Genomic DNA, 12,444 nt, shown 5'->3' with positions numbered 1-12,444 from the left:
CCGGGCTCGTGCCCGCCGTTGACCACCCGAGATGAAGACCCTTGTCGCCACCGCACTGCTCGCCGCCTCGCTGGTCGTCCCGACGACCGCCGCCGCCGCGACCCCGTCCGCCACCACGTCCGCCACCACGTCCGCCGCGGCGGTCACGACCACCGACGGCTGCCTCACCAGCGTCCCGGACCCGGGCACGACCGCGCCCGTCGAGATCTGCTACACCCTGTTCCGGCCCGCCGGCGCCACCGCACGCCACCGCGTGCCGATGGTGATGCACAGCCACGGCTGGGCCGGCCAGCGCGAGACCGACCCCGCGGCGTTCGAGAAGCTCCTCGCCCACGGGTACGCCGTCATCTCGTTCGACCAGCGCGGCTTCGGCGAGAGCGGCGGGCACGCCTACGTCGAGAACCCGCGCGTGGAGGGCCACGACGTCCGCCGGCTGGTCGCACTCGTCGCCCGGCTGCCGTGGGTGCAGCTCGACGGCCCCGGCGACCCCCGGATGGCGGCGATCGGCGGCAGCTACGGCGGCGGCTACCAGTTCCTCACCGCGTTCGAGGAGCTGCGGGCGAAGGGCACGCCGGTCCTCGACGCGCTCGCGCCCGAGATCACCTGGAACGACCTCAGCGACAGCATCGCCCCGGAGGGCGTCGTGCGCACCGAGTGGGCGCTGGCGCTCAGCGCCGGTGCGGTGCCCTCAGACGCGCTCCCGCCGAACGTCTACCAGGCGCTCGTCGAAGGAGCGGCGACCGGCACCTGGCCCGACGGGTCGATCCCGGGCACCGAGGACATGGCGAGCTTCTTCCGGCGGAACGGCCCGAAGTGGCAGCTCGCCCACGGCCCCCGCCTCGACATCCCGGTGCTGCTCGGCCAGGGCACCACCGACACCCTCTTCCCGCTCCAGCAGGGGCTCGCGAACTGGCACACGGCGATCACGGCCCGCGCTCGCCGGCACAGCATCTTCGTCGCCTACAACGGCGGCCACACGCTGCCCGCCGTGCTCCCGAGCGGCGTGACGGTCGACTCCGACCCCTGCAGCGAGCGGCTCGCCGGCGGCGACTTCACCGACCTCACGGTCCGGTTCCTCGACGAGCAGCTCCGCGGCCGCGACACCGGCCTGCGCGGCTACGGCCGCTACCACCTGGCCACGCCCGACAGCACCTGCACCACCGTGGGCTCGGTGCGGGCCGACACGACGTACGACGTCGGCACGGTCGCCACCCCCGAGACCGGCGGTGCGCCGCTGGCCTACGCGGTCGCGCAGGGTCCGGTCCGGGTCGCGGGCACGCCGTACCTCACCGGGACCCTGACCGCGCTCGGTGTCAACAACCGCGCGTTCTACGGCCTCGCCGTCGGCACCTCGCCCGCGGACGCGCACCTGGTGCAGAACAACGTGCTCCCGCTCAGCACCACCGCTCCGGTGGTCGGCGAGCGGCGCCGGGTGGACCTGCCGTCGGTCGCGGTCGACGTCCCGGCCGGGCAGACGCTCTACGTGCTCGCCTCCCCGGTCAGCGACACCTTCGTCGGCATGGGCAGCCGGACGCCGGGGGCCGTCGTCCTCGAGGACACGGCCGTCCACCTCCCCGTCGTGGGCCGGTGAGAGCCATAGCCTTGCAGAGGTGCGCACCCGCCTGACCCTCGCTGCCGGCCTGGTCGCGTGCGCCCTGGCTGCCGGAGCGCCCGCCCTCGCCGGGGACCCGTCGCACCCGTCGGGCGGCGCGGGCCGCACGCCCGACGTACCGCGGGCCCTGCACCCGCGGACCTCCTCGGGGGACGAGCCGGGGACGGTCGCCGCACCGCGCACCAGCGCCCACCCACGCACCACCACCGAGCACCGGGTCAGCTGGCGGGTGGCGCCGGGCGTGCGCTACACCCGCTGGACCCAGACCGACGCCCGGGGACCGATCGTCGCCCACCTGCTCACCGTCGACCCGAGCACGCCGGGCCTGCGCATCGACTACGCCAGCATCGGCGCCGTCCGCCGGGTGGCGCCGGTCCGCGACATCCTGGCCAGGGACCACGCGGTCGCCGGGGTCAACGGCGACTTCTACGACATCGGGCACACCGGCGCACCGCTCGGCCTCGGCAAGGACCGGCAGCGCGGGCTGCTGCACGCCCGCGAGGACGGCTGGAACAACGCGTTCTTCATCGACCGGCGCGGCCACGCCGACATCGGCGACCTGCCGATGACGGCGACCGTGCTGCACCACCCGCGACTGGCGGTCACGAACCTCAACTCGCCGTTCGTGACCCCGGGCGGGATCGGGATCTACACGCCGCGATGGGGCCGGACCGCGGGGTACGGCGTCACCCAGGGCCAGCACGAGCGGGTCCGGGAGGTCACCGTCGAGGGCGGTCGCGTGGTGAGCAACCGACCCCGGCTCTCCTCGGACCGCGCGATCGACGGCTTCCTGCTCATCGGTCGCGGCGACAGCGCCGACCTGCTCCGTCAGCAGCTGCCGACCGGGACCCGGGTGCGCGCGCAGTGGTCGCTGGCCGACCACCCGCAGATGGCGATCAGCGGCAACCACTTCCTCGTCCACGACGGCGTCATCCGAGCCGTGGACGACACGATCCTCGCGCCGCGCACGGCCGTCGGCGTCGACGCCGACACCGGCGAGGTCCTGCTGCTCGTCGTCGACGGGCGCACCGAGCGGAGCCGCGGCTACACGATGGTCGAGCTGGCCGACCTGATGGTGGACCTCGGGGCCGACGAGGCCGTCAACCTCGACGGGGGCGGCTCCTCGACGATGGTCGGCCGCAACCGGCGCGGCGCGACGGCGGTGCTCAACACCCCGTCGGACGGCTTCGAGCGCTGGGTGGCCAACGCCGTGTCGATCACCTACCACCGCCCTCGAGGCTGACCGGGACGGCCGCGAGGCCGACGCTGGTCACGGCCGCGACGCACTCCATGTGCGGGGTCGGGACCGGGGTCGGCACGATCGCCACGCCGTCCTCGAAGGTCCGCACGCTGGCGTCCACCGGCTTGTCGCACCCGATCGAGACGACCTGCGCGATCAGCACCTCGCCGTCGTCGACCTCGACGCCGTCGGCCGCCTCGGTCACGGCAGCCGCGAACCCGTCGTCGAACTGCTGGACGTACGACGCCAGCGCGCCGTCGCTGGCCAGGAACGTCGCCCGCGTGGCCGGGTCGCCGCGGCCCGAGGTGGCGGAGACGATCGTCACCGTCGTCCCCGCTGCGGTCGGGGCGTCGCTGGGGTCCTGGTCGTCGCCGGACCCGACGTCGGAGGCGGTGTCGCTCCCGCAGCCGGCGAGCACGAGCAGGAGGGCGAGGGTTCCGAGGAGGGGGCGCATGTGCATGGGACGGTAGCGGCGACCGGGCGGTTCCGTCTCCGTGGCAGGCTTCCCCGGTGCCCCGCTTCACCCGCGCCGAGCTCGAGTCCTACCGCGACCACGAGGTGCCCGACCTCCTCGGGCCGGACGTCCGGCTGCTCTTCGTCGGCATCAACCCCGGGCTGTGGACCGCGGCCACCCGGACGCACTTCGCCCATCCGGGCAACCGGTTCTACCCCGCGCTCCTCCTCGCGGGGATCATCACCGAGCCCGTCAGCCCGTCAGCCGGGATGACCGACGAGGACCGGGACCGGCTGAAGGGCCGCGGGATCGGCATCACCAACCTGGTCCGGCGCGCGACCGCCCGGGCCAGCGAGCTGACGGCCGAGGAGCTGCGCGCCGGCGGCCAGGAGCTGGTGGAGACCGTGCGACGGGTCCGGCCGCGCGTCGTCGCGGTGGCCGGCATCACGGCGTACCGGACCGCCTTCGGGCAGCCGAAGGCGGTGGCCGGGCGTCAGCCGGAGCCGCTCGAGGGAGCCGGGGTGTGGGTGGTGCCGAACCCGAGCGGGCTCAACGCCCACGAGACCACGGCGTCGCTGGCGGAGGCGTACGCCGCGGCTGCTCGGGCTGCCGGCGTGGTGTAGGTGCCGGGACGGCGGCGATACCGGCCTGGAGCAGGTCACGGAGCCGCGGGTCGGCCTCCGGGCCGCCGGAGGTGACCACGCCCTCGACGGTGCAGCGCACCATCGTGGGGGCGCAGCGCTCGGCGAAGGCCTTGCGGTTGATCCGGCCCCGGACGTCGAGCCGCTCCACCCAAGCGACCGCACCCGGCACCAGGTCCAGGGCCGCTCGCGCGCGGTCGCGGGTCCCGGCCAGGCTCGGGTCGTCGCCGCACACCTCGACGGCCCGCACCAGCCCGGCGGCCAGCACCCGCTGGGTCGCCTCCGGCTGGTCGAGCAGCTGGCGGGTGGCCACCGCGACCGCGAGGTGCAGCGAGGTGTCCTCGTCGCCCACCCGCCCGATGACCGACGGGACCAGGGGCGGCAGCTGCCGGCGCCCCTCGTCGGAGATCGCGTCGTTGACCTGGCGGGCCAGCTGCGCGAGCAGCGCGTGCGTGCACGGCGGATGGTCGCTCCACCGTTCACCGGCCAGGACCGAGGCGAGCTCCATGAAGCACGCCCCGCGTCTGGCGCTCCGGTGCCGTCCACGGGACAGGACCGGCATTCCGTCGGGAAGGGTGGAAGTTCTCATCGCGGGCCTCCTGCATCGAGGATGCGCCTCCACCTCCGCCGACGGCAACACCCTCAGGCAGGAAAGACCTGATCCTTGCCGAGCACGGTCAGGCCGTCCTCGACCACGAACCCGCGGGCCAGGTCGGCCGCGTGGTCGACCCCGAGCTCGGCCCCGGGCGGGACGACGACGTTCTTGTCGATGATCGCGTTGCGCACCACGGCGCCGGCCCCGACCCGGACCCCGTTCATCAGGACCGACCCGGTGACCTCGGCCCCGGCGTCGACCCGCACGGCGGGTGACAGCACCGAGCGGCGCACCTGGCCCCCGGTCACGACGACCCCCGGCGAGAGCACCGCCTCGTCGGCCCCGGGCATCTCCCCCGCCGCGCCCTGCACCAGCTTGACCGGCGGCTGCGGGCCGTAGGAGGTGAACAGCGGCCACTCGAAGTTGTAGAGGTTGAACACCGGGAGCGGTGAGACCACGTCCATGTGCGCGGCGTAGTAGGACCCCAGCGTCCCGACGTCGCGCCAGTAGTCGCGGTCGCGCTCGGTGGAGCCGGCGACGTCGTTGTCCTTGAAGTCGTAGACGCCGGCCTGCTGGCGGCGCACGAAGGACGGCACGATGTCACCACCCATGTCGTGCTTGGAGCCGATCTCGGTGGCGTCGCGGGTGACCGCGTCGATGAGGGCCTGGGCGTCGAAGACGTAGTTGCCCATCGACGCCAGCACCTCGCCGGGGCTGTCGGGCAGCCCGGTCGGGTCGGTGGGCTTCTCCAGGAACTCCCGGATCTTCGCGGGGTCGTCGGGGTGGACGTCGATCACGCCGAACTGGTCGGCGAGCTCGATCGGCTGCCGGATCGCGGCCACGGTGCACGCCGCGCCGCTGGCGATGTGCGACTTCACCATCTGCTTGAAGTCCATCCGGTACACGTGGTCGGCGCCGACGACCACCACGATGTCCGGCTGCTCGTCACGGAGCAGGTTGAGCGACTGGTAGATCGCGTCGGCGCTGCCGAGGTACCAGTGCTTGCCGAGCCGCTGCTGCGCCGGGACCGGCGTCACGTAGTTGCCGAGCATCGTCGACATCCGCCAGGTCTGGGTGACGTGCCGGTCGAGGCTGTGCGACTTGTACTGCGTCAGCACGACGACCTGGAGGTAGCCGGAGTTGACGACGTTCGACAGGGCGAAGTCGATCAGGCGGTAGATGCCGGCGAACGGGACCGCCGGCTTCGCGCGGTCCGCCGTCAACGGCATGAGGCGTTTGCCCTCCCCTCCCGCCAGGACGATCGCGAGGACCTTCTTCCGGGAGCTGAGCGCCATGTGTCCAACGTAGTGCCCGACGAGTAGGTTCGGCAGCGTGCGAGTCGACGTGCTGTCCCGTGAGTACCCCCCGGAGGTGTACGGCGGCGCCGGCGTGCACGTCGCCGAGCTGGTCCGGGCCCTGCGCGCCCGCGCCGACGTCGAGGCCCACGTGCACGCGTTCGGCGCGCCGCGCGACGAGGCGCTCACGTCGTCGTACCCCGACCTCGCCGAGCTGTCCGGCGCGAACGCGACGCTGCGCACGCTCGGCGTCGACCTGACGATCGCGGCAGGCTGCGCGGGCACCGAGCTGGTGCACTCCCACACCTGGTACGCCAACATGGCCGGCCACCTCGCGTCACTGCTGCACGACGTGCCGCACGTGGTGAGCGCGCACTCGCTCGAGCCGCTGCGGCCGTGGAAGGCCGAGCAGCTCGGGGGCGGCTACGCCCTGTCGTCGTGGATCGAGCAGACGGCGTACGAGGCGGCCGCCGCGGTGATCGCGGTGTCGTCCGCGATGCGGGACGACGTGCTGGCGTCGTACCCGGTGATCGACCCCGAGCGGGTGCACGTCGTGCACAACGGCATCGACACCGCCGACTGGTCCCCCCGCCACGACCCGGACCGGGTCCGGGAGCTCGGCGTCGACCCGGACCGGCCGTCGGTGGTGTTCGTCGGCCGGATCACCCGGCAGAAGGGGCTGCCGCTGTTCCTGCGGTCCTGCGCCTCGCTGCCCGAGGACGTCCAGATCGTGCTCTGCGCGGGCGCGCCGGACACCCCCGAGATCATGGCCGAGGTCGAGGCGCTCACCGACGGGCTGCGGGCCACCAGGTCCGGCGTCGTGTGGATCCCCGAGATGCTGCCGCGGCCCGACGTGGTCGCGCTGCTGACCGGCGCGACGGCGTTCGCCTGCCCGTCGATCTACGAGCCGCTCGGCATCGTGAACCTCGAGGCGATGGCCTGCGAGACGGCGGTCGTCGCGACCGCCACCGGCGGCATCCCCGAGGTCGTCGTCGACGGCGAGACCGGCGCCCTGGTGCCGATCGACCAGGCCACCGACGGCACCGGCACCCCGCTCGACCCGGAGCAGTACGTCGCCGACTTCGCCGCTGCGCTCACCGCGGTCGTGTCCGACCCGGACCGCGCCGCGATGATGGGGCGGGCGGGCCGGGAGCGCGCGATCGAGGCGTTCTCCTGGGACGCGATCGCGGAGCGGACGGTCGAGGTCTACCGCTCGGTGCTCCCCTCGTGACCAAGCACGTCTTCCTGCTCCGCGGGCTGACCGGCTCGCTCCACGAGCCCGACCTGCACGCCGCACTGCGGGCCGCCGGCGTCGACCGCCTCCAGGTCAACGTCGACGACGAGCCGGTCGCGGCGGCGATGCGGATCCCCGAGCTCGACCCGCCGGTCGCGGCGGTGGTCAGCACCTGGGGCGCCGACCCGGCGGCGGTGGCCGAGACGCTGCAGCGGGTGGCCGCCCTGGTGCACGGGTACGCCGTCGACGAGCGGCGCCGGCTCGACCCGCCGGAGGCGTGGGACGGCACCCGCGCCGACGCGCTCGCCAACGTCGCGGTGCTCCGGCGCCCGGGGGACCTCTCCCAGGAGGAGTGGCTGCGCCGCTGGATGGTCGAGCACACGCCGATCGCGATCCGCACCCAGGCCACGTTCGGCTACGTGCAGAACATCGTCACCGAGGCCGTCACCCCGGACGCCCCGCGCGTCGACGCCGTCGTCGAGGAGCTGTTCTCCAGCGCCGGGATCACCGACGTGCACGCCTTCTACGGCAGCGGCGGCGACGACGCCGAGCTCGGGCGCCGGATCACCGACCTGATGGCCAGCGTCGCCCGGATCGGTGCCGACCACGACCTCGACCTGGTGCCGACCAGCCGCTACCTCTACGCCCTCCAGCCGACCTCGTAGGCCTCCGGCTCCAGGTGCGCCGGGTCAGTGCTTGGTGGAGTCGTAGGTGATCGTCCCGTCGGCCTTCGCGCCCAGGTAGACCGAGTCGCCGTACTCGTTCGAGGCGTAGACCCACACCGCAGCACCGCTCTCGTCGGGGGCGCGGACGATCGCGTACCAGGTCGACTCGTCGCTCATCTTGCGGCGCACCTTCTGGACCAGGTCGACGACGACCTGGCCGTCGACCGTCGAGAGGTCGGTGCGCTCGTAGGACGAGCTGCTCTTCACGTCCTCCGACGAGAGGTCGTGGCCGTCCCAGTACCAGTAGTCCTCGTGCTGGGTGGTCTTGTCGACGGGCAGCTCGACGACCGCGTAGGTCGGGTAGAGCACCGCCGAGAAGGCCTCGGTCGACCCGGTCTCGTCGCGGACCGCGGCGAGCAGGTCGTCGTACCCCTCCACGCTGAGGACGTCGACGGGCTCCCCGCCGAAGACGCTGCCGCCGTTGGAGACGTTGTCGCTGATGGCGTGCACGATCGCGACGATGCCGGCGACGATGCCGAACCCGACGACCGCTACCACGACGAGCGGGACCAGGAAGACCCCCTTGGAGACCTTCTTGGTCGAGCCGGAGCCCGGGTGGGACTTCGGGTGCGGTGCCGGCGGCCCGTAGTCGACGGCCGGGTACGGCGACGCGGCCGGCGTCGGCGCGGCCGGCACCGGGGCCGGTGGCGACGCCGGCTCCTCGGGCAGCAGCACCGGAGCGGGGATCGGCGCCGAGTAGGGCGTCGGCGCCGGCGGCTGCAGGTCGTGGACGAGCATCTGGATCTCGCCCAGCGTCTGGGCGTGGCCGATCTCCGCGACCCGCTTGTCGCGGTCGGCCTCGACGATCTGGCCGTCGGCCCAGGCCGCCTCGACGGTCTTGATCGCGGCGTCCCGATCCTTGTCGCGTGCGCGCTGGTCCGGCGTGCTCACGAGTGCACCGTAGTGCCAGACGACCACTCCGAGGGCCAGAACCACGACCCCCGTGCGCACGGGTCTCCTCCGGGTCAGAGTCCGGCGGCGTCCACGTACTCCCGCACGACCTGGTCGACGCCCTGGCCGACGTCGATGACGATCCCGTCCTCGTCCGGCTGCAGGGGCTCGAGCGTGGCGAGCTGCGAGCGCAGCAGCGAGGCCGGCATGAAGTGCCCGGGCCGGTCCGCCTGGCGTCGGGCGATCACCTCCTCCGGCCCGTCCAGCAGCAGGAACCGCACCCGCGGCGCGTGGTGGCGCAGCTGGTCGCGGTAGCGGCGCCTGAGGGCCGAGCAGCTCATCACCCCGCCGTCGGGGTGGGCGGCCAGCCAGGCGCCCACCGACTCCAGCCAGGGGTGGCGGTCGTCGTCGTCCAGCGGGTGACCGGCCGACATCTTGGCGACGTTCTCCGGCGGGTGCAGGTCGTCGGCGTCCGCGAACGGCACGCCCAGCCGCTGCGCGAGCGCCACCCCGACCGTCGACTTGCCCGAGCCCGAGACGCCCATGACGACCACGAGGGTCCCCGGAGCCACCCCGGACGCGGTCACGGGAGCACCGTCTCCACCACGAACCGGGCGGCCGCGTCCTCGAACACCCGGCCGTGCCGGAGCATCGCGTGCTTGCCACCCGGCACCTCACGGAGCTCCACGTCGGTACGGCGGCGCAGGGTGCGCACCACCGAGCGGGCCCGCTCCAGGGAGGCGACGCGGTCCTCGGTGCCGTGCACGACCAGTACCCGCCGCCCGGTCAGGTCGGCGTCGTCGTCGGGGTAGACCCACGGGTTGAGCGCGACCACGCTGCGGACGCCGGAGGCGCCCCCGGCGAGCAGCGCCGCCCGGCCGCCGAGCGAGTGGCCGACGAGCGCGACCGGCAGGTCGCCGTACCGCTCGCGGACGCGGTCGAGCGCCCAGCGCACGTCGTCGACCGGGGTGTGCGCGGTGTCCCACCCGCGGGCGGAGTTCAGCAGCCGGTGCACCGCGAGCCGGCCCCGGCCGGCGCGGGCCAGGCGACGGGCGACCGGCACCATCCGCAGCACCGAGAGCTGGGCCGGGCTGACGTCCGGGCTCCCGGGTCGGCTGGCGCCGCCGTGCAGCACCAGGGCCGCGGCCTCCGGGACGCGGGGCACGCGGGTGTCGAGCAGACGCGCCTCGGCCACCGCGGGCCGGTCAGGGGACGAGCAGCGTGAACGCCACCGTGTCGGCGGGCCGGAACGGCTTGCCCGCCCGGAACGAGAACGTCCGGACGCCGAGGTCGGTGCCCTCGGGGCAGCCGAACGCGGACTTCGAGAGGTACGCCGCGAGGTTGGTGCCCGAGGAGTTGTCCCAGTCGACCGAGATCACCGGCGCGGTGGTGGAGGCGTCGAGCTTGGGGTCGGTCAGGGTCAGGCAGTAGACCCCGACGTCGGGGTGGGTGAGCGTCGAGAACCCCTTGGTGCGGGTCGTGTCGATCTCGAAGCTCGGGCTGACCACCACGCTGGTGTAGGCGCGCACCTGCATCGTCCGGGCCACCGCGGGACCGAGGTCGGCCGGCTGCAGGGTGCCGTCCTTGACCTTGGCGCTGGTGACCGCCGAGTCGACGAGGTCGCGCGTGCCGATCTTGCCGGCGGCGTAGCCGGCCCCGCTCGCCGCGAGGACGAGGGCCAGGGTCGCCACCACGAGGGCTGGGGAAGGGATGAGGCGTCGCACCCCAGCACTGTACGGAGCGCGACGCGCGCTCAGGGGGAGGCGCTCCCGGCGGGCCGCTCCGTTCCCGCAGGGGACGCGCTGGGGGTGTCGGACGGCGTCGTCGTCGCCGAGGGCGACTCGGTCGGCGACTCCGTCGGCGTCGGGGTCGGGGTGGGCGACGGGCTCTCCTCGGTCCCCTCGCTCGGGCTGGCCGAGTCGCTCGGCTCGGGCGTCTCGCTCGGCTGCGGGTCCTTCTTCCCCCCGGAGCCGTCCCGGACATGACCGATCGTGGTGCCGGTGTTGTCGGACCCGCCGGTGATCGAGGAGACGGTCCGGCCGGAGACGACCTCGAAGGCGGTGATGGCGACCAGCGCGGCGACGAACAGCCCGGCGCTGACCCACGCGATGTGCTTCCACGGCAGCGCCGCGAGCCGCTCGCGCCAGCCGGGGCCCTCGACGGTGCCCTGCGCGGCGACCAGGGCGGCCTCGTCGAGCTCGCGGTTCGCCGCCGCCAGGCGCTCCTCGGCGTGCTCGAGGTGGCTCTCGCGCGTGAGGGTGTCCTCGGCCCGGCCGGCGCGGAGCACCTCCGCCTCCGCGATGCCGACGTCCTGCGCGGCCTTGGCCTGCGCCTTCGTGAGCGTCTCCCGGGTGGTCGTCAGCCCCTGGCTGAACAGGGAGCTGCCGATCGTCACGACCAGGCTGCCGATGGCGGCGCCGAGGATGGTGCCGGCGGCACCGAGGGTCGACAGCAGCACCGCGGACGCGACGGCAGCGAGCGCCCCCGCGACCGCCTTCACCCAGTCGATCTCCACGCGTCGCATCGCCCTCAGTATGACCGGCCGACCCACGTCGTCGTACTTGCCAGTAACGTGGGCTGCACCACGACAGGAGGACCACGATGCAGCTGGCGTTGTCGGCGGAGGACGCCGAGTTCCGCGACGAGATGCGGGAGTTCTTCACCACGAAGATCCCGCAGGAGATCCGGGACGCGGTGCGCGACCGACGAGAGCTCACCAAGGAGCAGATCGTCGAGAGCATGCAGATCATGAACGCGGCCGGCATCGCGGTGCCGAACTGGCCGACCGAGTGGGGCGGCCAGGACTGGTCGCCGCTGCGGCGCCACATCTGGCACGAGGAGATGCAGCGGGCCTACGTCCCGGTGCCGCTCGCCTTCAACGCCTCGATGATCGGCCCGGTGATCGCGCAGTTCGGCTCGCAGGAGATGAAGGAGAAGTTCCTGCCGCCGACCGCGAACCTCGACATCTGGTGGTCGCAGGGGTTCTCCGAGCCGGACGCCGGCTCCGACCTCGCGTCGCTGAAGTGCCGGGCCGTGCGCGACGGCGACGAGTACGTCGTCAACGGGCAGAAGACCTGGACCACCCTCGGCCAGTACGGCGACTGGATCTTCAACCTGGTGCGCACCGACCCCGAGGCCAAGAAGCAGGCCGGCATCTCGATGCTGCTCATCGACATGACCTCCCCCGGCGTCGAGGTGCGGCCGATCGAGCTGATCGACGGCGGCCACGAGGTCAACGAGGTCTGGTTCACCGACGTCCGGGTGCCGGTCGAGAACCTGGTCGGCGAGGAGAACCGCGCCTGGGACTACGCGAAGTTCCTGCTCGGCAACGAGCGCGTCGGTGTCGCCCCGGTCGGTGCCACCAAGCGGGTGCTGGCGCAGGCCAAGGAGTGGGCCGGCCCGATGCTGGAGGACCCGCTGGTCGCGTCCCGGTTCGTCGAGCTCGAGAACGAGCTGCTCGCGCTCGAGCTCACCGCGCTGCGCGTCGTCGCGCACTCCGCCGACGGCAAGCCGCACCCCGCCTCCTCGGTGCTCAAGCTCAAGGGCACCGAGCTCCAGCAGGCGGTGACCGAGCTGGTCGTCGACCTGGCCGGCCCGGCGTCGCTGGCCAGCGGCGCCGCCGACGGTGCGACCGACCTGCCGTGGTGGACCCGGCGCTCGACGCCGGTCTACCTCAACTTCCGCAAGGCCTCGATCTACGGCGGCTCCAACGAGGTGCAGCGCCAGATCATCGCCCGCACGATCCTGGGACTCTGAG

At 73.5% G+C, this 12,444-nt stretch carries 14 protein-coding genes; 6 read left to right on the top strand and 8 right to left on the bottom strand.

The window, feature by feature from the left end; all coding sequences use genetic code 11:
* Positions 1–31: 31 nt before the first annotated feature.
* Together ACILQ5_RS13360 and ACILQ5_RS13355 are read left to right on the top strand one after the other, a co-directional pair.
* Positions 32–1,591, top strand: coding sequence for an alpha/beta hydrolase family protein (locus ACILQ5_RS13360; protein ID WP_395658502.1), 1,560 nt, complete (start codon positions 32–34; stop codon positions 1,589–1,591).
* A 19-nt stretch (positions 1,592–1,610) separates the two neighbouring features.
* The gene (locus ACILQ5_RS13355; RefSeq protein WP_395658501.1) at positions 1,611–2,855 is read left to right on the top strand and encodes a phosphodiester glycosidase family protein; all 1,245 of its coding nucleotides are present in this window, start codon (positions 1,611–1,613) and stop codon (positions 2,853–2,855) included.
* On the opposite strand, the gene ACILQ5_RS13350 is transcribed toward ACILQ5_RS13355, so the two are convergent.
* Positions 2,830–3,306: a hypothetical protein gene (locus ACILQ5_RS13350; RefSeq protein ID WP_395658500.1), complete on the bottom strand. Its 477-nt coding sequence runs from the start codon at positions 3,304–3,306 to the stop codon at positions 2,830–2,832. The genes ACILQ5_RS13355 and ACILQ5_RS13350 overlap by 26 nt on opposite strands.
* Positions 3,307–3,362: 56 nt before the next feature.
* On the opposite strand from ACILQ5_RS13350, the gene ACILQ5_RS13345 reads away from it, so the two are divergent.
* Positions 3,363–3,929 carry a mismatch-specific DNA-glycosylase gene (locus ACILQ5_RS13345; RefSeq protein ID WP_395658499.1) on the top strand — a complete coding sequence of 189 codons (567 nt, stop codon included), beginning with the start codon at positions 3,363–3,365 and terminating at the stop codon, positions 3,927–3,929.
* Here the strand turns inward: ACILQ5_RS13345 and ACILQ5_RS13340 are convergent.
* Positions 3,856–4,455 (bottom strand): hypothetical protein, encoded by a 600-nt coding sequence (locus ACILQ5_RS13340; protein ID WP_395658498.1) that lies wholly within the window; start codon positions 4,453–4,455, stop codon positions 3,856–3,858. The two genes, ACILQ5_RS13345 and ACILQ5_RS13340, sit on opposite strands and share 74 nt — an antisense overlap.
* Before the next feature lie 134 nt (positions 4,456–4,589).
* Complete coding sequence (gene glgC / locus ACILQ5_RS13335; RefSeq protein ID WP_395658497.1) at positions 4,590–5,837, bottom strand: glucose-1-phosphate adenylyltransferase; 1,248 nt, start codon at positions 5,835–5,837, stop codon at positions 4,590–4,592.
* Between the two features lie 37 nt (positions 5,838–5,874).
* Between glgC and glgA the strand changes: the two genes are divergently transcribed.
* The gene (glgA, locus tag ACILQ5_RS13330) at positions 5,875–7,068 is read left to right on the top strand and encodes a glycogen synthase (RefSeq protein ID WP_395658496.1); all 1,194 of its coding nucleotides are present in this window, start codon (positions 5,875–5,877) and stop codon (positions 7,066–7,068) included.
* Positions 7,065–7,736 carry a hypothetical protein gene (locus ACILQ5_RS13325; RefSeq protein WP_395658495.1) on the top strand — a complete coding sequence of 224 codons (672 nt, stop codon included), beginning with the start codon at positions 7,065–7,067 and terminating at the stop codon, positions 7,734–7,736. The genes glgA and ACILQ5_RS13325 overlap by 4 nt, the downstream gene beginning before the upstream one ends.
* Positions 7,737–7,760: 24 nt before the next feature.
* On the opposite strand, the gene ACILQ5_RS13320 is transcribed toward ACILQ5_RS13325, so the two are convergent.
* The 5 genes from ACILQ5_RS13320 to ACILQ5_RS13300 all read right to left on the bottom strand — a co-directional run bounded on the left by ACILQ5_RS13320 (position 7,761) and on the right by ACILQ5_RS13300 (position 11,211).
* Entirely contained in the window at positions 7,761–8,687 is a 927-nt protein-coding gene (locus tag ACILQ5_RS13320; protein ID WP_395658494.1) for a DUF1707 domain-containing protein, read from the bottom strand.
* A gap of 74 nt (positions 8,688–8,761) precedes the next feature.
* Complete coding sequence (locus tag ACILQ5_RS13315; protein ID WP_395658493.1) at positions 8,762–9,274, bottom strand: gluconokinase; 513 nt, start codon at positions 9,272–9,274, stop codon at positions 8,762–8,764.
* On the bottom strand, positions 9,271–9,882 hold the full coding sequence (locus ACILQ5_RS13310; RefSeq protein ID WP_395658492.1) for an alpha/beta hydrolase: 612 nt from the start codon (positions 9,880–9,882) through the stop codon (positions 9,271–9,273). Before ACILQ5_RS13310 ends, ACILQ5_RS13315 begins: the two co-directional genes overlap by 4 nt.
* Positions 9,883–9,892: 10 nt before the next feature.
* Positions 9,893–10,411, bottom strand: a complete 519-nt coding sequence (locus ACILQ5_RS13305) for a hypothetical protein (RefSeq protein ID WP_395658491.1) — start codon at positions 10,409–10,411, stop codon at positions 9,893–9,895.
* A 29-nt stretch (positions 10,412–10,440) separates the two neighbouring features.
* Positions 10,441–11,211, bottom strand: a complete 771-nt coding sequence (locus tag ACILQ5_RS13300; protein ID WP_395658490.1) for a hypothetical protein — start codon at positions 11,209–11,211, stop codon at positions 10,441–10,443.
* 77 nt (positions 11,212–11,288) lie between these two features.
* Here ACILQ5_RS13300 and ACILQ5_RS13295 point away from each other — a divergent pair, with 77 nt between their 5' ends.
* Positions 11,289–12,443, top strand: a complete 1,155-nt coding sequence (locus tag ACILQ5_RS13295) for an acyl-CoA dehydrogenase family protein (protein WP_395658489.1) — start codon at positions 11,289–11,291, stop codon at positions 12,441–12,443.
* Position 12,444: the final 1 nt, after the last annotated feature.

Origin of the sequence: Nocardioides sp., from assembly GCF_044226305.1 — a bacterium.
Lineage (GTDB): Bacteria > Actinomycetota > Actinomycetes > Propionibacteriales > Nocardioidaceae > Nocardioides.
This window is presented reverse-complemented; position numbering and strand designations above follow the sequence as displayed.